Raw genomic sequence first — 21,084 nt, forward strand, 5'->3', positions numbered from 1 at the left:
ATGATCAAAATTGTAAAATTTGGGGGGAGCAGTGTTGCAAGCGCAACGCAGTTTCAAAAAGTAAAAGGAATTGTTCAAGCCGATGAAAGCCGTCGTTTTGTTGTTGTTAGTGCAAGTGGTAAAGCAAATAAAGACGACAATAAAATTACTGACTTATTATATTTATGTCATGCACATTTAAAATATAATATTTCTCCTGAGCCAATCTTCAACATGATTGAACAACGATTCTTAGAAATCAAAAAAGAATTACAACTGCAATATGATATTCAAAAAGATTTAGATGCCTTACGCAAAGAACTCGTAAAAACCATTGATGTGGACTATTTAGTCAGTCGTGGAGAATACTTAACTGGATTACTGATGGCTGAATACTTAGACTATCACTTCGTTGATGCTAAAGATATCGTATTCTTTAATTATGACGGAAGCATTGACTATCCAAAAATCAAACAAGCCTTCGAAGAACTTGTTGTAGAATATCCAAAACTTGTGATTCCTGGTTTCTATGGTTCATTACCTGATGGAACCATTCGCATCATGTCACGTGGTGGTGGAGATGTTTCTGGAAGTATTATGGCAAATGTCGTCGATGCAGACGTATATGAAAACTGGACAGATGTATCTGGAATTCTTAAAGCAGATCCACGCATCGTAAAAAATCCAAAACAGATTGAAATCATTACATATGCAGAACTTCGTGAACTAAGTTATATGGGAGCTAGTGTATTACATGAAGAAGCCATCTTCCCTGTTAAACACAAAAACATTCCAATTCACATTTTAAATACAAATGATCCTGAATCGAAAGGAACCATCATTGTTAACCAAGTTGATGATTCAAAAGATACAACAAGTACAATTACTGGAATCGCTGGAAAAAAGGATTTCTCAATTATTACAATTAAAAAATCTCATATGTCTACAGAAGTTGGAACGATTCGTCGTGCTTTAGATGTTATTGATAAATATGGATTAAGTGTAGAACACTTACCTACTGGGATTGATTCATTTTCAATCGTTTTAGAAAGTGCACCATTAAAACCAATTTTGTATGATGTACTTGTACAAATCAAAGAAAAATGTAAAACAAGTGACATTCATGTTATGGATAACGTTGCTTTAATTGCAACTGTTTCACGTTTTATGAAAAGTAAAACTGGAATGTCTGGACGCCTATTTACAACACTTGGTAAAAAAGGAATCAATATTTCAATGATTTCACAAACAAGTGATGAAATGAATATTATTGTGGGTGTACATAATGATGACTATGGTCGTACAATTGATGCGATCTATGAAGAATTCGAGGGAGAATAAAAATGAAAACATACAACGTTGCTATATTGGGTGCAACTGGAGCAGTTGGTCAAGAAATGCTAAATGTTCTTGAAGAACGTGACTTTCCAGTTAACGAACTACGTCTACTTGCTAGTAAACGCAGTGTCGGAAAAGAAATGACATTCAAAAATCAGACATATACACTTCAAGAAGGAAATGAACATGCATTTGAAGGAATGGATATTGTACTTGGTGCTGTCGAAAATGATGTTGCTGAAAAAATATTACCATATGCTGTAAAAGCGGGTGCTCTAGTTATCGATAACTCAAGTGCATATCGCCTTGATGAAAACGTGCCACTAGTTGTACCAGAAGTAAATCCCGAAGACATTAAAAACCATAATGGAATTATCGCAAATCCAAATTGTTCAACAATCATTGCTTTAGTTGCAATCAATGCATTGCATGAATATGCATGTGTTGAAAGTATTGTTGCTAGTACCTATCAAGCCGTTTCTGGTGCAGGTAATCCAGGACAAGCTGAACTCGAAACGCAAGTACAAGAAATTCTTGAAGGAAAAGAAGTTCAACCAAAAGTATTTGCTTACCAAATTGCATACAATGTAATTCCACAAATTGGTGGATTTGATGAAAATGGATATACAAGTGAAGAAATGAAGATGCAAAATGAAGGTCGTAAAATCTTGCATCACGATGATTTAAAAGTTACTTGTACTTGTGTTCGTGTACCAGTTATGCGTTCACACTCTGAGTCATTAACCCTTACATTTAAAAATGATATTGATGTTGCTAAAGCAAAAGAATTACTAGCAAATGCAAAAGGGGTAAAACTTGTTGATAACCCACAAGAAAACCAATACCCTATGCCACTTGATTCAAGCAATCAAGACTTAGTATATGTAGGTCGTATTCGTAAAGACTTAACAAGAGAAAAAGCATTAACGCTATGGTGCTGTGGAGATCAAGTACGTAAAGGTGCTGCCACAAATGCTGTCCAAATCGCCATTGAATATGTAAAACAAAACGCTTAGATTCAAATGAATCCAAGCGTTTTTGTTTATTACTTAATTATTGTTGTTCGAACATGTCTTTTCCAACACCACAAACTGGACATACATAGTCTTCTGGTTCAGCGTTGAAATCAGGTCCATCGTACACGTATCCACATACTGTACAAACCCAGCTTTTGTCATCTGCCATAATAATCCTTTTCCTCCTTATTTCTTACTAATTAAATTATATACAACATCATACATATAATCCAATGAAATGCACGGCAATACTCAATAAATATTTAACTGGTAAAAGAAAAAAGCCGCAACGCGACTTTTTACTATTCAACTCCAATAATAAATGAGTATACAGGTTGTCCACCCATACTTGCTTCTACTTCAACACCTTTGTTTTCAGCATAAGCAACAATTTCATCTAATTGTTCTTGTGTTGTATCTTCTCCTGCAATAATTGTGGCAATTTCACTATCTCCATCAATCATTAAATCAAGCAATTTACGTGTTGCTTCCATTTTGTCAGGCACACTACATACGATATCTTTTTCATTAATACCCATGTAATCATTTGCTTTGATCTCTAGTCCTTCAAAGACTGTATCTTTAATTGCATATGTTACTTGTCCAGTTTTTACTGCTGCAATTGCATCTTGCATCTCAGCAACATTACTGTCAATATCCACTTCTGGATTAAACATCAAACAAGCACTTAATCCTTGAGGAATTGATTTTGTTGGTAAAACACGAATGTCAATATCATCAAGTACTTGTGCAGCCTGTTGTGCAGCCAAAATAATGTTTGAGTTGTTTGGCAATATAATGATGTGTTCCGCATTCACTTGTTTGATTGCTTCAATGAAATCTTCAGTTGAAGGGTTCATCGTTTGTCCACCAGAAATGATGTGATCAACTCTAAAGTCTTCAAACATTTTTGTTAGTCCATCTCCTGCTGCAACAGCAATCATGGCATATTTTTGTTTTTCTTTTTGTGCTGGTTGTGCATTATCCATTAAATGTTCGTGTTGTTCTTGCATGTTTTCAATTTTTAACTTCACGAATTCACCATAGCGCTGTGCAACATTTAGTGCATCACCAGGTTTTAATGTATGAACATGTACTTTTACAATATCATCGTCTTGAACAACAACTAATGAATTACCTAATTGTTCTAAACGTTCTCTTAATTTATTTTCGTTGAAAGTTTTCATTGATTGATCATTTAGACGCACAATAAATTCCGTACAATATCCAAATTCATCACTTTCCATCGCAGCTCCTGCTGCAACAGTTGATGCTTCTTTTTCATTGCGCTCTACTTTTTGTCCATCTAATGCATGTAAAAACCCTTCAATGATGTAGCATAAACCTGCCCCACCACTATCAACTACACCTACTTCTTTTAATACAGGAAGTAAATCTGGTGTACGTTGTAATGAAGCACGACTTTCTTCTAATAATTTAGCAACAACATCGCGACACGTAATATCTACATGTTCACTAGCATACAACAAAGTATAATCACTAGCTTCACGAATCACTGTTAAAATCGTACCTTCAACTGGACGCATAACTGCTTTATATGCAACACGTGAACCATTCACGAATGCATTTGCTAATTTCAGTCCATTTACTTCATCTTCACCTTCTAGCGATTGGTAAAGTCCTCTAAAAATTTGAGAGGTAATAACTCCAGAGTTTCCACGAGCTCCCATCAATAATCCTTTTGATAAAGCTTTGGCTACATCACTTACACTATCGCTATTTACTTTTAAAGCATCATTCATTCCTGCTGTAAAAGTCATTGACATATTGGTTCCTGTATCACCATCTGGTACAGGGAATACATTCAATGTATCTACTTCTTGTTGGTGATTGGCAAGTTGGTTTGCACCACTTTCAATCATTTCCTTAAATAATTTCCCGTTTAAATTTTCCATACATTCCACCTATTGCATGACCTTGACACCTTGAACGTATACGTTAACTGTATCAAAATCTACATCAAGGGATTTTTCCATCATATATTTAACTTTCTTTTGAACTTCTACTACAACTTCTGAAATCTTAACACCATGACTTACCACAATGTATAAATCCAATTCAAGGTGTCCGTCTTTTTCGTTGACGACAACTCCTTTAGCATAGTTTTCTTTACGTAATAGTTCAGCTAATCCATCTTTTAATAACTTTTGTGAGGCCATTCCAACAACACCATAGCATTCGGTAGTAATCCCACCAGCTAATGTTGTGATGGCTTCTTTGGAAATATTAATATCTCCAAATTGTGTATTCTTTGTAATTGACATGATCATCACTCCTTATCATTTCTTGGAACTTCATCTATTCTAATCACAATTACTTGTAAAAACTGAATTGCTTGATTCTTGTATATTTATACAACGAAGTTTATCATTCAATCCTTCAAGTATCTTGCGATAGTTTTTTAATAATGCCAAACCGTCATAAGATGATCTTACAATATGTCCATCACTCATCACAAGTTCTAACATATTATCATCATACGATGTTTTATAATAGCGTATTTCTGATATTAATGCAAGATTTTCGGCATCAATCTGTGCAAGCATGTTTGCTAAATTTGCTCGTTGTGTCTTATTTAAATCTTTTATATAAGGCGAGCTAATTAAAGCAAGTTGGTTATCTTTCATTTCTACGCTTTTTCCATTGGCAAGTAACACGTATGATTTTCCATCTTCCTCATAGTGTCCAATGACTTTTGCTTCTGTCACATCGATATATATCGCCCCTGTTAGATAGTTTTTACTCACACTAACATCATCGATAAATTCATCTTCTTTCAGTTTATGTTCAATCCACATACCTGGATGCATAATCATTTTACTGTCGTAGCTTAAATTCGCTTTTTTTAGTATTTCTTGTTGCGTATAAATCACATTGTTGTTTACTTTCATCACGCGAATATTGGAGAAATCACTCACCATATATCCAACGATTACAACAATAAGTATAACAATCGAAAAACGCTTCAATCGTTTTCGTCTTAGTTTTCTTTTTCTTCTATTTTTCAGTACGTTATCGCGACGTATTTCCTGTTCATCTTTTCGTAGTACACCATCTAAATCAATCGTATCATCTAAATCTTCTAAATGTCGTTTTCTGGCCAATTGAATTTCTCAACTTCCGTATGTAGATGAACGTTAAACTTTTCGCGAACTTCGTTTTGAATATGTTCAATTAGAGCTGCCACATCTTTTGCACTAGCTTTTTCATCATTTACGATAAAATTGCAATGCTTTTCACTCACTTTGGCACCTCCGATTTGTTTTTCACGTAAGCCACAGGCTTCTATAAGCTCCCAAGCTTGATGGTTATCCGGATTACGGAACACACTTCCAGCACTTGGTTTTTCAAGTGGCTGACTTTCTTTACGACGCGCACGTCGCGTGTCCATTAAATCACGGATGTCTTTTTGGTCTTTTGGTTGCAATTGCAATTCTGCTGCAAGAACGACCCAATCTGGATGTTCGTGGAAAATACTATGACGATATGCATAATCGATCTCACTAACATCCAACCATTCGATTTTTTGATTACGTAAGACACGTACTCTTTTCACAATTTGTGAGATATCACTTTTATAGGCTCCTGCATTCATTACAAGTGTACCACCAACAGTAGCTGGAATTCCACTTGCAAACTCAAGTCCTGATAAACTTGCTTTCATTGCTTCATTAGCAAGTAAGATAACAGAGCATCCTGCTTGCACAAAACATTTTCCATCACTTTCAAATTCAAAATCAATAAAGTAACGATCTAGACAAATAATCACACCATCATAGTCTCGATCATGACATAATAAATTGCTACCTTTTCCGATAATCTTATATGGAAGATTTGCTTCCATACATGCTTCTATAATTCTTGTGAGCGATAACTCACTTTTGGGATATACGAAGTATTTTGCCTTCCCACCAATTCGAAAGGTTGTATGGTGACATAAAGGCTCGTCAATACACATATCTCCATGTTTACTCAACACTTCTTCAATATTCATTGGCTCTCCTAGATTTTTTCAATAACTTCGACAATATTCTGACAGGCATCCTGAAAGCCATGTGCAATTGCCGCTTCTTTCATCTTTTTTGCAAGATCTGGCTTGCAAATGTATGTTTCAATATAGTCTTGCAGATGTTTTTCATCTACATCTTTTTCCTCAATCATAAATGCGTATCCATCATCAACCATTGCTTTTGCATTATAGTATTGATGGTTATTTGCTACAAAGGGACTTGGGATGAGAATACTCAGTGTCCCACTTGCTGCAAGTTCAGCAGCAGTTGTAGCTCCTGCTCTACAAATAACAAAATCAAATGCATCAATAATCGCTAATTGATCTACATAATCAACAACTTTAACATTGTCTGCCACAAGTTCTTGTGCACTTTCTATGTTATTTTTTCCTGCAACATATAAGAAATTAACATCTTGAATGTTTGGTAGAATTTCCTTTAACTTATGTGCAACACTACTACTACCAAGTGAACCCATAACAATTAAACCAAGTGGTTTTGATGAATCTAAACCTAGTGCATCAAAACTAGCTTGATTAAAAGCGTGTTTACTTGCAAGCGTTGCTCTTGGATTTCCAAGTAACAATACTTTGTTATCTGGAAAATCTTTCCGTGCATTCTCATAACAAATTATGACACAGTCTGCATACCGACTTGCCATTTTATTTGCCTTTCCTGCAATTGAATTTTGCTCGTGAAGAATGACTTTCTTTTTTAATTTCTTCGCAGCGATACATACGGGTAAACTCACATACCCACCAAAAGCGATAATCACATCCGGGTTTTCTTTTTTTAAAATGGCTTTTGCTTTATTGATTGCACGTAAACTTTGGAAAACTGCCTTTCCCTTTTTTACGATACTACCTGCAAGACCACTTGTTTTTAAACCATAAAAAGCATACCCTTTTTCCGGTATGAGTGTTGCTTCCATACGGTCTTCATTTCCGATAAAAGTTACCGGATACCCTTTGTGTTCCTTTATATAATCTGCCAGAGCAAGTGCTGGATAAATATGTCCTCCAGTACCACCTGTCACCATGAGTATTTTCAATATATCACTCCTGGTGAATATTATATCATAAAATGCGTGTAGAAATGCATAAAGGACAAGAAAAAACCAGAAGCTTTTACTCCTGGTAATTTTTACTATATTTCGTTAGTCTTTGGTAAATCACCTTTTAAGGCTTTGATGATTTTACCATGAATAAAGTAACGATCTTCAATATCTGATGTATTTGTATTTGATGGGTTTTGTCCCGACTCGTATGAACATGTATATAACGTAATCATATGATCATCTGCACTCATTTCCACATCTGTTTGCACGCGACTTAATGATTTTACATAATTCAAATAATTTTGATATGCATTATCATCTGCATAACTTAATGTATAACTATCTGAAGTTCCCTTATCTACATATGCGCTATATACCTCAAGTTTGTAGTTTGCTTCAGGCGTATAGTAATAGAAATAACGGTGTTCATTTAAAAATGACTGATCCATGTAATTAGCTAATTCAGCAAACATGGTTCCGTGATGCACATTATGTCCATAAATAAACGTATTTTTTGCAGATAAATCTGGATTTTGACGATAATCCATGAAGATTGCTCCTGCATAGTTATTTGTATGATATGCCGTATGTGTTAAGTAATATTCATTATCTTGTCCTTTTACGACTGGATATGAAATATCTGTATCTAACACGACAATCCATCCAACAATATCCGGATTTATTTCTCTTATTCCTGCAAAATCAGGTTCAAATGTATCCAGCTTTTTCTCATCTTTTGGTACATTAATAATTTCTTGTAGTTTTTCGGTTTCTTTACTTTCTTCCCAGTTTTGTGAATAAATTTTATATAAATTGAATCCTGCATAGATAAATACACATATTGCCACAATCAACAACAGCGTTTCGATCAGTCGACGTACAGGTCCAACTTTCTTTTTCTCTTTTTTAACCTTTTCTTTTCTTGCCATGTTTCCCTCACTTTTCTACACTTCATTATATGCAAAAATCACATCTTGTACACCTATTTACATTATGTATTTTATTAATACGATAACCATACCAAATCTTTGACTTTGAAACAATCCCAAATTGTTCTAAACATGAAACAAACCGGATATAAAATCCGGTTTGCATGTTATACTAAATGCTTATTTTCCACTGCAACTTTAATAAACTCACGGAACAGTGGGTGTGCTTTATTTGGACGTGATTTAAATTCAGGGTGATATTGTACACCGATATGGAATTTATTATCACTAAATTCTACTGCTTCTACCAGCATATTGTCAGGACTTGTCCCAGTAATATGCATTCCATTTTCTTGGAATCGTTCACGATATGCATTATTAAACTCATAGCGATGACGGTGACGTTCACTAATATCATCACTTTGGTACGCTTTATGTAAAATACTATTTGCTTGGATATGACAAGGATATGCACCTAAACGCATCGTTCCACCTTTAGATGTTACATCAACTTGACTTTCCATCAAGTCAATTACATTGTTTGCTCCTGCAGGTGTAAACTCACTTGAATTTGCATCCATTAAGCCTAATCCGTAACGCGCAAACTCAATGGATGCAATTTGCATTCCTAAACAAATACCAAAATATGGAATATTATTCACACGTGCATAGTGACATGCTGCAATCATACCTTCAATACCACGGCCACCAAAGCCACCAGGTAAGATAATTCCATCCATACCTTCGAAATATTTCGAGCAGTTTTCATCCGTTAGTGCTTCACTGTCTACCCATGTAATTTTTACATCCGCATCATTTTCATATCCACCATGTTTTAATGCTTCAACAACAGATAAATAGGCATCATGTAGTTTTACATATTTACCAACTAAAGCGATATGCACTTCTTTATTTACGTGTTTAATACGTTTTACTAGATTTTTCCATTCACTTACATCCGGTTTCTTTGTCTTTAAATGTAACTCACGACATACAATATCCGAGAAGTTTGCTTCTTCAAGCATTAATGGTGCTTCATATAACACAGGTAGTGTTTTATTTTGAATTACACAATCTTGCTTTACATTACAGAATAGTGAAATCTTTTGTAAGATACTTGGTTCTAAATCTTCATCTGCACGACAAACGATGATGTCTGGTGAAATCCCTAAACTTTGCAGTTGTTTTACACTATGTTGGGTTGGTTTACTTTTGTGTTCTCCACTACTTTTAATGTAAGGAACAAGTGTAACGTGAATAAATAATACGTTTTCACGTCCAACTTCTAAACCGACTTGACGAATTGCTTCCAAGAATGGTTGCGATTCAATATCTCCTGTTGTTCCACCAATTTCTGAGATGACAATATCTGCTTCATCTTCATCACCTACAGCATAAATAAAATCTTTAATTTCTTGCGTAATATGTGGAATAACTTGAACTGTATCTCCTAAGTATTCACCTTTACGTTCTTTGTTTAATACATTCCAATACACTTTTCCACTTGTTAGATTTGAAAATCGATTCAGATCTTCATCGATAAAACGTTCATAGTGTCCTAAATCCAAATCGGTTTCAGCACCATCATCGGTAACAAACACTTCCCCATGTTGGTATGGTGACATGGTTCCACAATCCACATTGATATATGGATCCATCTTTTGTGCGATGACTTTCAACCCACGTTCTTTCAACATACGTCCTAAACTTGCTGCGGTTATCCCTTTACCTAATCCACTTACTACTCCACCGGTAACAAATATGTATTTTCTCATCTTAACTCCTTCTAACCATATGTTTTTAATATATCTTTCGCAACTTCTTCTTTGGAAATTCTAGCATCCATCGCTTTCTTTTCTATATAACGATGTGCTTGCGCTTCTCCCATATTCAAATACTCCATCAGTGTGTATTTTGCACGACTGATCAATTCTAAATTTTCCACTTTGGCATGTAATCGCAAATTCTCTTTTTCTGCTTGTGACAAGCGTTGATGTGTGGATAATCCCATACGAACCGCTTGTGTAAACATATGACGATTCAACGGTTTTCCAATAACCATAACACCATGTCTTGTTAGTTTTCCACTCAGTTCATCAACCAGTTCATTTTTCACCAGAAAAAGGACACCACTTGTAGAGTTTTCTGTAATTTGTAATGTCAATTCATGTCCAAATTCATCTGATAATGGAGCATTGATCAACACCATATCAAATGCTTGTTTTGCAAGAACCACTCTTGCTTCTGCTGCACTTTTTACACATTCTATTTTCTTTAAATCGATACTTGATAAAAGTTTCGTCAGTGCATCTAAACTTTTATCCAAACTCGATACAATTAAACAACTTGGCATACTGTATCCACTCCTACTAAATCAGGCGGAAGTACGGATCCAAGGCAAAAGAAGCTTCTTTATCAAATTGTTCTACTTCTTCTTTTTTGGCACGAATAAATGTCTCAAGTGTTTTCTCATTTAAATACGTTTTAATAAACTCTGATGTCTCTAGTTTCTTAATTGCTTCTTTTAAACTACCTGGTAGCATTCTTGGGCTTTTCGTATTTTCATGAAGTTCTTCATGATTTTTCATTCCTTCGACTCCAGCAAACAACAATAAGGCAAAACTGATATATGGATTGCATGCTGCATCAGGTGAACGTAGTGTAATGAATGAATATTCATCATTTTTCTCACTAACACGAATTAATTCACTTTCATTTTCTTTTGACCACGTTATATATTTTGGTGCTTTTTCACGTCCTAGACGTTCATATGAATTATGTATTGGATTTAAAAACGCACTCATATCATCAATTCGATTTAATATTCCAGCGATGAAACTTCTTTGTTCTTGAATATTAACTTCAAATTCATCATCAAAAATATTACGATCATTTTTACTTAAAATCACTTTAATACGAAGTCCACTACCAGCCTCATTTGCCATTGGGCGTGGCATAAAACTTGCATACAAATCATTTACCAACGCAATGCTTTTTACCGCATTTTTAAAGGTGATAAAATTGTCAGCACTAGGTAGTGCATGGTCTTTTTGAAACATAATAACATTTTGTCCAGGACCTTTTTCATGATAGGAAAGAGTTGTTTTTACCCCCATTTCACCAAGAGCCAAACATACATCACGACGAATGTTTTCACACTTATCAAGTGGTGTAACATCTAAATACGATGCATCATCGACTGGAAGATTTGTCGGTTTCCCATCTTCATCATTTTTAAAAACATAAAACTCACTTTCAATTCCAATTCGTGGTGTATATCCATAGGCTTCACAAGCTTCCATCGCTTGCTTTAAAATATAACGACCATCACCTTCAAATGGACGGTGATCCACATGACGAATATCACAAAAAAAACGAACAACTTTCTCATGATTGCTGCGCCAAGGCAGTACTGTCATGGTTTCCAAATCTGGAAACAAGAGTAAATCCGTTTTTTTGAAGTTCATAAAACCGTTAACTATAGAAGCATCCAAGTTAACTCCAAATGTTGTTGCATCTTCGAAGTCTTCTGCATTAATTGAGAGATTTTTGAGGGTTCCAAAAATGTCGCAAAAAGCGAGTCGCACAAATTTCACATGATGCTGTTTAATGTATTGCAAAATATCTTGTAGCTCCATAGTCACACTCCTTCTTCAAAATCTATTTTATGATTATAGTTTACAACTAAATCCCTGTCAATAAAAGATTTCATACTTGTAACTCTTTCTATTCATATCACACTTTTTACATTATGCAAAATAGATTACTAAAAATTGTATGTAATTTACATATACTTTACATATAGCACTTCTATCAAGGAATCCTGTAGGGTTAACTCTTTTATGTGTATGTGCTACACTTGTCTTAGAAACACAATCATAAGCGTAAAGGAAAGGAGTTTATCATGTACAAATTTATCTATGATGTTATTCAATTGATGTTATTACTTTACATTGCAATCAAAGTAAGTGATATTGGTAAAAAAGATTCAAATTAACCTTGACTTATACGTAATTATTGATTAAACTCATGGTAACAGCAAGGGTGCTGTAGATATATTTTTGTCTACGGCACCCTTTTTGTTTATTCAGGAGGAGAACTATGAGAACTAACGTTACTGAGATTTTCGGATCGAAGGTTTTCGACGATCGTTGTATGAAGGCAAAACTGCCTAAAGACATTTACAAGAAATATAAAGCAACGATTGAAGAAGGAAAACCGCTTGATCCAGAATGTGCGAGTACGATTGCAACTGCCATGAAAGACTGGGCAATTGAAAATGGTGCAACGCATTACACACACTGGTTCCAACCAATGACAGGAATTACAGCAGAAAAACACGATGCATTCATTACCCCTAGTGGAGATGGTAGTATCATTATGGAATTTTCTGGTAAGGAATTAATCAAAGGTGAACCAGATGCTTCAAGTTTCCCAAATGGTGGACTACGTGATACATATGAAGCTCGTGGATACACGGGTTGGGATCCAACCTCATGTGTGTTTATCAAAGAAGGAATTCTTTGTATTCCGAGTGTATTCATGTCATACAATGGAGAATCACTTGATAAGAAAACACCATTACTGAAATCACAAGAATTACTAAATCGTCAAGCGTTACGTATTCTTAAACTTTTTGGCAAAACCGATGTAAAACGAGTGAATACAACTGTTGGTGCTGAACAAGAATACTTCCTTATTGATAAAAATCTATGGGATAAACGCAAAGATTTAATTTATACAGGACGCACCCTATATGGAGCTCGTCCCCCAAAAACACAAGAACTTGATGACCATTACTTTGGTGTATTAAAACCAAAAGTTGCTCGTTTTATGGATGACTTAAACGTTGAATTATGGAAACTTGGGGTTCTTGCCAAAACGCAACACAACGAAGTTGCTCCTGCGCAACATGAGCTTGCACCAATCTTCACACTTACTAATGTTGCTACAGACCAAAACCAACTAACAATGGAAATTATGAAGAAAGTGGCACTTCGTCATGGACTTGTTTGTCTACTTCATGAGAAACCATTCGCAGGTATTAACGGTTCAGGAAAACACAATAACTGGTCAATGGCTACTGACCAAGGTGAAAACTTATTAGAACCAGGTGCAACACCTGAAGAAAACGCACAATTTTTATTGGTTCTTGCAGCTTTAGTTAAAGCGGTTGATGAAAACCAAGATTTATTGCGAATCTCAGTTGCAAGTGCTGGAAACGATCACCGTTTAGGGGCACAAGAAGCACCTCCTGCAATTATCTCTATTTTCACAGGTACAGATTTAGAAGCCATCATTGAATGTATCATTGAAGATAAACCTCAATGTAACCACAGTGCTGGAAAGATTGAAATTGGTGTTGACTCACTACCAGAATTTAAAAAAGACAATACGGATCGTAACCGTACTTCCCCTTTTGCCTTTACAGGGAATAAATTCGAGTTCCGTATGCTTGGTTCTCAACTATCTATTTCTTGTCCAAACATCATGTTAAATACGATTGTTGCACAAGCATTTAAAGAATTTGCTGACCGCTTAGAAGCATCTAGTGATCTTCAAAAAGATTTACATGATTTAATCAAAGAAACATTCACAAAACACAAACGCATCATCTTTAATGGAAATGGATATGATGATAGTTGGGTAGTTGAAGCACAAAATCGTGGTTTACTAAACTTGCGTACTACATATGAAGCACTTCCTCACTATATGGATGCTAAAAATGTAGAACTCTTTACTTCAAATCATATCTATACTGTCAATGAAATGAAAGCTCGTATGGATGTATTAATTGAGGAATACTCAAAAGCAATCAATATTGAAGCAGAAACAATGGTAAATATGGCAAAGAAAAACATTATCCCTTCCGTCTTAAAATACATTAAGGACTTAAGTGAAACTGTCGCTGTAAAAAAATCAATTGTTGCTGATTTAGATTGCATTACTGAAGAAGCTATGATTAAAAAACTAAACAAGTTAATCCATGAAGTATACACAAAAACCGAGTTATTAGCAGATGATATTGTTGCCGCAAACGGCATTAGCGATAACATTAAAAATGCGACATACTATGGTGAAAGTGTATTAGCAAAAATGGTAGACTTACGTGCAGTGGTCGATGAAATTGAACAAAACTGTTCAAAAGAATACTGGCCATTCCCATCCTATGGAGATTTACTATACTCAGTAGCAGATTAATCTTAAATATATAAAAAAGTCTCGCTTTATTGCGAGGCTTTTTATATGTCTACACTGACTGTTCGTTTAAACACTAAATTATACTCATTATAATTAAAACTCAAGGAGAACACATATGTTCCTGAATTCACTTGAGACAGATCAAATGTATAATAATCTTTTTGCTGTTGGTAATCACCTTCAACTTTTACAGTTTCACTTTTCACATACTCAAATGGAATAACTCCCTTTTGATTTAGTGTATAAGAAACCATTGGTGTGCGTGGCTTTTGATCTTTTTGCACATAATATGTTGTTTCCATATATAAAGTAGTTCCTTCAAGACGATGTTCCTCCTTGAAATTCAATACCTCATCGATATAACGATACAAACGTTTTTCTAGTACTTTCCCATTTCCTAACGTTACTTTTAAATTAAACTCATTATTTCCTGTTTTAATTCCACTTTGAAATAATGGAGTTGAGTAAACTGCTTGGCTAGTGACATCTTTTAATAAGGTTGTATCATGAAAAATCTCAATCTTTGAAATTGTTTCAACACCTTGATTTATTTCCCAATGAAACGTTAAGTCATTTGCAGAAGTCAACTTTAGCGAGAAATTAGAAATGCTTGTAGTTTTCTCACTATCATTTCCTGCAACAACCGTGTTTGGGGTGTTACTTGGCTGAACAAACTCATAAGTCAATATTGCAATCAATAGCAAAAGCACTGATGCAAGTGCAACAAAAATTTTATTTCGTTTCACAAACTCCATAGACCTCACGCTCCTTGCATTGATTATACCATACAAATAAGAAATGCTTGTCTATTATTGATTCATGCACATAAGAAAACCCAACAGATATTCTCTATTGGGTCAAAATAATTAATCAAAAGCTGGAATAACTAAATCACCAAATGTTTCTTCAATGAATGTTTTAACTTTTTCTGTTTGTAACGCTTTAATTAAGGCTTTTGTTTTTGCACTGTCTTCGTTTCCTTTTTTAACAGCAAGGATGTTTGCATATTTTAATGCACCTTTTGAATCTTTTGTTTCAGCAACAATTAGTTTATCTTCTACTTTATTTGTAAGTGCATAGTTTCCATTAATTACAGCGTAATCAACATCTGGCAGTGTTGCTGGAATTCCAGCTGCTTCCACTTCTTTAATTTCTACATTTTTTGGATTCTCAACAATATCTACAACTGTTGATTTTAAGTTGTTGCTATCTTTGATTTTGATAATTCCTTTTTCTTGTAATAATAGTAATGCACGGTATTCATTTGATGGATCATTTGGAATGGTAATAACTGCACCTTCTTTTACATCTGCAACTGAAAAATCAGAGTTAGTTTTTTCATTATCTTTTGCATAAATTCCTAAAGGTTCAATGTGAATATTTGCTACAGCTACTAAATCTGTTCCATTATCTTCATTAAAACTGATTAAGTATGGTTCGTGTTGGAAGAAGTTTGCATCGATTTCTCCATCATCCACAACTGTATTTGGTAAAATGTAATCATCAAATACTTTTACTTCTAATTCATATCCCGCTTCTTTTAAATCTTCTTTTACTTCTTCTAAAATCTCAGCATGTGGTGTCGCACTTGCTGCAACCGTAATCTTTTCTAGTTTGTCATCAGCATCTGCACTATCATCTGATCCTCCACATCCTGTTAAAACCAATAAACCAACAATTAAGCTTGCAATAATTTTTTTCATCTTCTTATCCTCCTTAAGATACACTTTTAATGTGTTAATTTTTTTGCGAAATAGTTTGCACTTGATTCAATAATTACAACAATAAGTAAAATAATTACTACTGTTGTCCATGTTGCATCAAGTTCATGTCTTTGATATCCATAACGAATAGCGAAGGCACCTAATCCTCCACCTCCAACTTGTCCTGCCATTGCGGTAAGTCCTAATGCAGAAACAAGTGTCATCGATATAGAACGTATCAATCCTGGAATACTTTCTTTAATGTAAACTCTTGTAATAATTTGTAAGGGGGAATCCCCCATTGAGATACTTGCCTCAATTAGTCCAGAATCCACATCTGCTAATGCACTTTGTACTTGCCTAGCAAAGAATGGAATAATCCCAAAAACAAGTGTCACAAGCATTCCTGTGGTCCCTGTTGCTGTACCTACAAGTACTCTTGATAATCCCATCATCAATGGAATCAAAATAACAAATGGTACGGCTCTAAAGAAATTGATAAATTTATCAAATACAAAGTAGACACATTTGTTTTCTAACAAGCCATCTTTGTTTGTAACTGTCACAACCACTCCAACAAGTAGTCCAAGTAATAATGCAACAATACCTGATGCAAGTAACATCCATATGGTTTCCCAAGTTGCATTAACTAATTCTTTCACCATAATTGGATCATTCATAAATTCCATTGGTAGTATATGATCAACTAATTCAATAACTTTACCAATGATCAATTCAAAGAATTGTGAAATTTGACTTCCCATTAATTTAACACCTCAACTTTCACACCTTGTTTTTCAATATATGAAATAGCATCGTGTCTATCTTTGGTTTCACCTTTTAGTTTTACAACAAGATTTCCAATTGGAGTTGCACTTAGTACTTCAACATTCGCAAATACGATATTAAATTCTAAATTAAACTGGTTAACCAATTCTGACATGATTGGTTCATCGGTGTTAGTTGAACCATAGGTTAAACGAAGCATCGTTTCATTTTCTTCCAACTTAACAAGCGGATTTTCTTCTTCAATCATTTCATATATTTCATTAATCGATGTTGTCGTATTAATGAAGTTCTTTGTTGTCTGATTTTGTGGGTTACTGAAGATATCCACGATATTTCCTTGTTCAACCACAACTCCATTTTCCATAATCGCAACACGATTACAAATTTGTTTTACAACCGCCATTTCATGCGTGATGATAATAATTGTAAGTTTTAACTTCTCATTAACTTCTTTTAGCAATTGCAATATCGATTGTGTTGTTTGTGGATCCAGTGCGCTTGTTGCTTCATCACAAAGCAAGATACTTGGATCATTTGCAAGCGCTCTTGCAATGGCAACTCTTTGTTTTTGTCCACCAGACAGTTGACTTGGATATGCTTTTGCTTTATCTGATAATTCTACAAGTTCAAGTAATTCACTTACTTTTGCTTCGATTTCAGCTTTACTTTTTCCACTACCTTTTAATGGATAGGCAATATTTTGTGCAACCGTTCTTGAACGCATCAGATTGAAATGTTGAAAAATCATTCCGATTTTCTTACGTTCTTCACGCAATTGCTTTGCTGGTAATTCAATTAAGTTTTTCCCATTTACCCATACTTCACCACTCGTTGGTCTTTCAAGCAAATTGATACAACGTATAAGTGTACTTTTTCCTGCTCCACTAAATCCAATGACACCAAAGATATCACCTTCATCCACACTTAGCGATACATCTTTTACTGCATGCACATCATGTGTTTTTACTTGAAACGTTTTCGAGATGTGTTTTAAGACAACCTTTTCCATATATCCTCCAAAATCATAAAAAAAACATTCACCCATAAGGACGAATGTCATCGTGTTACCACCTTAGTTCATTATTGCATCACTACAATAACCTCTTCAAGTTCTATCAAACTCTAGCACGTTAACGGGTGCACACGGTACAATCTAAAGCAAGCTCTCAACTGTACTACTCCAAGACCATATTCAAGTTCGACTTATCTTATCCTTTTTCACCAACCAGGACTCTCTATGAAGACTTTTGAAACTCTACTCTTCTTTTCATCGTATTTGTTTTGTATTGAGTTCATTTTATGCTATTCATTTTTTATTGTCAACAGATTTTACATATCTTTTTTTCAAAAATTGTGACGACACATTACTTTTATGTCATAATATACCTATGATTCAATTTATAAAGAAATGGTTCCATCGTCGCTTTTATAAGAAACCTGTGATTCTTTGTATCCATGGATTTGGGCGTCGACGTTCACACGAATATGATAACTTTAAATTATGGGGACAAAAGGATTATGAGTTTGTGACTTTTGATATCTTTGACTACAAAGATGAAGCAGATACCAATGCAAATCAATGGATTCAGCGATGTGAAATACAAATGGAACAACTCCTTCTAAAACATCATGAAGTATATGTTATCGGCTTTTCTATGGGTGGTGTACTTGCAAGTCATATAGCAAGTAAATATCCAGTAAAGAAGTTGATACTGCTTGCCCCTGCATTTGAATATATTAGTGCAAAAACGGTTTTAGAAGTTGTCGGAAAATTACTCTCGCAACAGAAAAACCCATCCGATATGTCAGTGAAACATACACAAGCATTTCGTGAGGTCGTTAGTGCATGTAAGGATGATATTGCAGCAGTCACTTGTCCAGTTCTATTTGTTCACGGTGACAGTGATCCTGTAATTCCATTACGCAGTAGTATTAATGCATACAATAAGATAAAACACGAGGAAAAGCGTTTATACATCTTACATGAGGGTGTTCATCGCTTAATGCTAATGACAAATACAAACAACGAGGTCTATGAATTATTTGATGCTTTTATGCATGATCGAATCGTGACAAAACTTCGACCACAAGCCTTTGATCCGTATGCTGAAAACAATGAAGAACAACCTGTCGATATACAAAACAAAAATGAAGCAACTTGATGATTCAAGCGCTTCATTTTTTATAGACACATACTTATAAAAGTTTTGCATTTTTAAGTAATTCTTCAATATATGTTCCATCTATTTTCTTCATGAAATGTTTAACCAAATGTTTTTCAACAAATGGTAATTCCATTTCACTAAGTTTCTTTTTATCTGATAGATAATATACTGAATTGGCAAGTTCACGAAGATCATAAGCTGATGCAAAGACCTCAGGAACACCACGTTCAATATCAAGCAATTGATATACAGCTTCCATTGCCGTACGAACTGAATATTCAGTTGTGAAAACGGTATCTCTTTTTGTATCCGCAAAATTTCCAATAAAAGCTAAATTCGCTGCATCTTTTGGTACGACAAGTGGACGGTCACCTTCTTTACGTACCATAAAATACGAAGTGATAAATGGCATATACACTGGAATTGAGACACAACTATTTACCATTGCATCAATTTGATTTTCTGGTACACCTAAGTGATACATCAACTCCGCAGCAATTTCTTTACCCGAACACTCTTCAACTGGTTTTTTGATGTAGTTTCCTGGAATTCCAGAATATAGCGCATATACCCATGCAACACTTTCATTATCTTTTTGTTCCTTGAAGTGTGGTTGTCTATGCATTGTAAATGATAACATCCAATTTGAATCTTTCACTGTTACAATTCCACCAGTCACCACTTTTCCTGAGCGCATTTTACGGTGTGTCAAACGTTCTAAATATGGTTCGATATCAAAGTTTTTAAACGTTACTGTTGCTGAAACATACCAACTTCTTTCTGGTAGATTTTCACAGAACACATCTGGATTCCCAAACTCTTTACTTTGACTCGCTAAGTTTTTCCATAACTTCCAACTTCCACCTAATTCATGTGTGATTCGTGCAGGTGTGTTGTGATCCCCTTGCGTTGAACTTTCAGTGATAGAACCATTTGTTACAAAGACTAAATCATTTTCTGATAGTACAACTTCCATAGGTTCGTCATCCTTAACAAGTTTTAAAATTTTTGCGACTTTCTTATGATCTGTTATATCAACAAGTACATTATCCACTCGTGTATTCATCTCAAAATGTACACCTTCTTTTTCCAAGTAACTCAATAATGGTTTGACTAATGACTCATATTGATTATATTTCGTGAATTTCAATGCAGTGAAATCAGGTAATCCTTTAATATGGTGAATAAAACGCATAATGTAGCGACGCATTTCAATAGCTGAATGCCATGTTTCAAAAGCAAACATGCTACTCCAATAAATCCAGAAATTCGATGCGAAGAATTCATCTGTAAATACATCTTCTATTTTCTTACCAATTAGACGATCTTCACTTGTCATAAATAATTCAACTATCTCTTTTTGGGCTTGTTTTGTTAAAGTAAACATACCATCATCAGCAACTCTTTGTCCGCGGTTTTCGATAATTCTACAATTTGAAGAGTTTGGATCATCTTTATCTAACCAGTAAAACTCATCAAGTACAGATGCATTTTCTACTTCTAGTGATGGCACAGAACGAAATAAGTCCCATAAACACTCAAAGTGATTTTCCATTTCACGTCCACCACGGACAACAAATCCATCGTGTGGTATAAATGTTCCATCCAAAGAACCACCATTGATACCTAACTCTTCATAAATATGAATATTACTACCTTTCATTTGACCATCACGAATTAAGAAGACCGCAGCAGCAAGTCCTGCTAAACCTGCACCTACAATATGTGCAGACTTATCATCAACTCCTTGTGGCTTTCTTGGTCTAGCAAATGCTTCATAATTTCCATTTGTATATTTCATTTCTTCCTCCTGTATCTCAACATTCCTGCATACATTTCCACTATATAATTAATTAGTTCATGTGCATTAGTTGCA

At 34.8% G+C, this 21,084-nt stretch carries 19 protein-coding genes and 1 other annotated feature; of the genes, 4 read left to right on the forward strand and 15 right to left on the reverse strand.

What is annotated here, in order from left to right; all coding sequences use genetic code 11:
• Together M2098_RS06285 and M2098_RS06290 are read left to right on the forward strand one after the other, a co-directional pair.
• A complete protein-coding gene (locus M2098_RS06285; protein WP_134169733.1) occupies positions 1 to 1,320 on the forward strand; it encodes an aspartate kinase in 1,320 nt (439 codons plus the stop codon).
• Between the two features lie 2 nt (positions 1,321 to 1,322).
• Positions 1,323 to 2,333, forward strand: a complete 1,011-nt coding sequence (locus M2098_RS06290; protein ID WP_280682840.1) for an aspartate-semialdehyde dehydrogenase — start codon at positions 1,323 to 1,325, stop codon at positions 2,331 to 2,333.
• 37 nt (positions 2,334 to 2,370) lie between these two features.
• On the opposite strand, the gene M2098_RS06295 is transcribed toward M2098_RS06290, so the two are convergent.
• The 10 genes from M2098_RS06295 to M2098_RS06340 form a co-directional block, all read right to left on the reverse strand.
• Entirely contained in the window at positions 2,371 to 2,502 is a 132-nt protein-coding gene (locus M2098_RS06295; RefSeq protein WP_134169718.1) for a rubredoxin-like domain-containing protein, read from the reverse strand.
• A gap of 133 nt (positions 2,503 to 2,635) precedes the next feature.
• Entirely contained in the window at positions 2,636 to 4,249 is a 1,614-nt protein-coding gene (locus tag M2098_RS06300) for a DAK2 domain-containing protein (protein WP_280682842.1), read from the reverse strand.
• Positions 4,250 to 4,258: 9 nt separating this feature from the next.
• Positions 4,259 to 4,618 (reverse strand): Asp23/Gls24 family envelope stress response protein, encoded by a 360-nt coding sequence (locus tag M2098_RS06305; protein ID WP_134171407.1) that lies wholly within the window; start codon positions 4,616 to 4,618, stop codon positions 4,259 to 4,261.
• A 39-nt stretch (positions 4,619 to 4,657) separates the two neighbouring features.
• A complete protein-coding gene (locus M2098_RS06310; RefSeq protein ID WP_280682843.1) occupies positions 4,658 to 5,458 on the reverse strand; it encodes an FtsQ-type POTRA domain-containing protein in 801 nt (266 codons plus the stop codon).
• Positions 5,437 to 6,348 (reverse strand): UDP-N-acetylmuramate dehydrogenase, encoded by a 912-nt coding sequence (gene murB, locus M2098_RS06315; protein WP_280682844.1) that lies wholly within the window; start codon positions 6,346 to 6,348, stop codon positions 5,437 to 5,439. The genes M2098_RS06310 and murB overlap by 22 nt, the downstream gene beginning before the upstream one ends.
• Before the next feature lie 8 nt (positions 6,349 to 6,356).
• Positions 6,357 to 7,415 (reverse strand): undecaprenyldiphospho-muramoylpentapeptide beta-N-acetylglucosaminyltransferase, encoded by a 1,059-nt coding sequence (murG, locus tag M2098_RS06320; protein ID WP_280682846.1) that lies wholly within the window; start codon positions 7,413 to 7,415, stop codon positions 6,357 to 6,359.
• 95 nt (positions 7,416 to 7,510) lie between these two features.
• On the reverse strand, positions 7,511 to 8,350 hold the full coding sequence (srtB, locus tag M2098_RS06325) for a class B sortase (RefSeq protein WP_134168700.1): 840 nt from the start codon (positions 8,348 to 8,350) through the stop codon (positions 7,511 to 7,513).
• 167 nt (positions 8,351 to 8,517) lie between these two features.
• Positions 8,518 to 10,125: a CTP synthase gene (locus M2098_RS06330; RefSeq protein WP_280682847.1), complete on the reverse strand. Its 1,608-nt coding sequence runs from the start codon at positions 10,123 to 10,125 to the stop codon at positions 8,518 to 8,520.
• An 11-nt stretch (positions 10,126 to 10,136) separates the two neighbouring features.
• Positions 10,137 to 10,703, reverse strand: coding sequence for an ANTAR domain-containing protein (locus M2098_RS06335; protein ID WP_280682848.1), 567 nt, complete (start codon positions 10,701 to 10,703; stop codon positions 10,137 to 10,139).
• 16 nt (positions 10,704 to 10,719) lie between these two features.
• Entirely contained in the window at positions 10,720 to 11,988 is a 1,269-nt protein-coding gene (locus M2098_RS06340) for a glutamine synthetase family protein (RefSeq protein WP_280682849.1), read from the reverse strand.
• A 463-nt stretch (positions 11,989 to 12,451) separates the two neighbouring features.
• Between M2098_RS06340 and M2098_RS06345 the strand changes: the two genes are divergently transcribed.
• A complete protein-coding gene (locus M2098_RS06345; protein ID WP_134168690.1) occupies positions 12,452 to 14,551 on the forward strand; it encodes a glutamine synthetase III in 2,100 nt (699 codons plus the stop codon).
• 41 nt (positions 14,552 to 14,592) lie between these two features.
• Here M2098_RS06345 and M2098_RS06350 read toward each other — a convergent pair whose 3' ends face one another.
• From M2098_RS06350 to M2098_RS06365, 4 genes are all read right to left on the reverse strand, one after another.
• Positions 14,593 to 15,297 carry a hypothetical protein gene (locus M2098_RS06350; protein WP_280712712.1) on the reverse strand — a complete coding sequence of 235 codons (705 nt, stop codon included), beginning with the start codon at positions 15,295 to 15,297 and terminating at the stop codon, positions 14,593 to 14,595.
• A 120-nt stretch (positions 15,298 to 15,417) separates the two neighbouring features.
• The gene (locus tag M2098_RS06355; protein ID WP_280682855.1) at positions 15,418 to 16,254 is read right to left on the reverse strand and encodes a MetQ/NlpA family ABC transporter substrate-binding protein; all 837 of its coding nucleotides are present in this window, start codon (positions 16,252 to 16,254) and stop codon (positions 15,418 to 15,420) included.
• Between the two features lie 26 nt (positions 16,255 to 16,280).
• Positions 16,281 to 17,018: a methionine ABC transporter permease gene (locus M2098_RS06360; protein ID WP_280682857.1), complete on the reverse strand. Its 738-nt coding sequence runs from the start codon at positions 17,016 to 17,018 to the stop codon at positions 16,281 to 16,283.
• Entirely contained in the window at positions 17,018 to 18,052 is a 1,035-nt protein-coding gene (locus M2098_RS06365) for a methionine ABC transporter ATP-binding protein (protein ID WP_280682858.1), read from the reverse strand. Before M2098_RS06365 ends, M2098_RS06360 begins: the two co-directional genes overlap by 1 nt.
• A gap of 33 nt (positions 18,053 to 18,085) precedes the next feature.
• Positions 18,086 to 18,323, reverse strand: a binding site (T-box leader).
• Positions 18,324 to 18,431: 108 nt separating this feature from the next.
• Here M2098_RS06365 and M2098_RS06370 point away from each other — a divergent pair.
• Positions 18,432 to 19,205 (forward strand): alpha/beta fold hydrolase, encoded by a 774-nt coding sequence (locus M2098_RS06370; protein ID WP_280682859.1) that lies wholly within the window; start codon positions 18,432 to 18,434, stop codon positions 19,203 to 19,205.
• A 34-nt stretch (positions 19,206 to 19,239) separates the two neighbouring features.
• Here M2098_RS06370 and M2098_RS06375 read toward each other — a convergent pair whose 3' ends face one another.
• Positions 19,240 to 21,009, reverse strand: coding sequence for an oleate hydratase (locus M2098_RS06375; protein WP_280682860.1), 1,770 nt, complete (start codon positions 21,007 to 21,009; stop codon positions 19,240 to 19,242).
• Between the last annotated feature and the right edge of the window lie 75 nt (positions 21,010 to 21,084).

This window comes from Breznakia sp. PFB1-19 (assembly GCF_029893935.1).
Taxonomy (GTDB): Bacteria; Bacillota_I; Bacilli_A; order Erysipelotrichales; family Erysipelotrichaceae; genus Breznakia; species Breznakia blatticola.

What these genes read in the sequence shown, in the direction of transcription:
- M2098_RS06300 (WP_280682842.1), bottom strand. Translation starts at nt 4,249, where the DNA reads ATGGAAAATTTAAACGGGAAATTATTTAAGGAAATGATTGAAAGTGGT.
- murB (WP_280682844.1), bottom strand. Translation starts at nt 6,348, where the DNA reads ATGAATATTGAAGAAGTGTTGAGTAAACATGGAGATATGTGTATTGAC.
- M2098_RS06330 (WP_280682847.1), bottom strand. Translation starts at nt 10,125, where the DNA reads ATGAGAAAATACATATTTGTTACCGGTGGAGTAGTAAGTGGATTAGGT.
- M2098_RS06370 (WP_280682859.1), top strand. Translation starts at nt 18,432, where the DNA reads ATGATTCAATTTATAAAGAAATGGTTCCATCGTCGCTTTTATAAGAAA.
- M2098_RS06285 (WP_134169733.1), top strand. Translation starts at nt 1, where the DNA reads ATGATCAAAATTGTAAAATTTGGGGGGAGCAGTGTTGCAAGCGCAACG.
- srtB (WP_134168700.1), bottom strand. Translation starts at nt 8,350, where the DNA reads ATGGCAAGAAAAGAAAAGGTTAAAAAAGAGAAAAAGAAAGTTGGACCT.
- M2098_RS06360 (WP_280682857.1), bottom strand. Translation starts at nt 17,018, where the DNA reads ATGGGAAGTCAAATTTCACAATTCTTTGAATTGATCATTGGTAAAGTT.
- M2098_RS06305 (WP_134171407.1), bottom strand. Translation starts at nt 4,618, where the DNA reads ATGTCAATTACAAAGAATACACAATTTGGAGATATTAATATTTCCAAA.
- M2098_RS06365 (WP_280682858.1), bottom strand. Translation starts at nt 18,052, where the DNA reads ATGGAAAAGGTTGTCTTAAAACACATCTCGAAAACGTTTCAAGTAAAA.
- M2098_RS06345 (WP_134168690.1), top strand. Translation starts at nt 12,452, where the DNA reads ATGAGAACTAACGTTACTGAGATTTTCGGATCGAAGGTTTTCGACGAT.
- M2098_RS06355 (WP_280682855.1), bottom strand. Translation starts at nt 16,254, where the DNA reads ATGAAAAAAATTATTGCAAGCTTAATTGTTGGTTTATTGGTTTTAACA.
- M2098_RS06340 (WP_280682849.1), bottom strand. Translation starts at nt 11,988, where the DNA reads ATGGAGCTACAAGATATTTTGCAATACATTAAACAGCATCATGTGAAA.
- M2098_RS06375 (WP_280682860.1), bottom strand. Translation starts at nt 21,009, where the DNA reads ATGAAATATACAAATGGAAATTATGAAGCATTTGCTAGACCAAGAAAG.
- M2098_RS06335 (WP_280682848.1), bottom strand. Translation starts at nt 10,703, where the DNA reads ATGCCAAGTTGTTTAATTGTATCGAGTTTGGATAAAAGTTTAGATGCA.
- M2098_RS06290 (WP_280682840.1), top strand. Translation starts at nt 1,323, where the DNA reads ATGAAAACATACAACGTTGCTATATTGGGTGCAACTGGAGCAGTTGGT.
- M2098_RS06295 (WP_134169718.1), bottom strand. Translation starts at nt 2,502, where the DNA reads ATGGCAGATGACAAAAGCTGGGTTTGTACAGTATGTGGATACGTGTAC.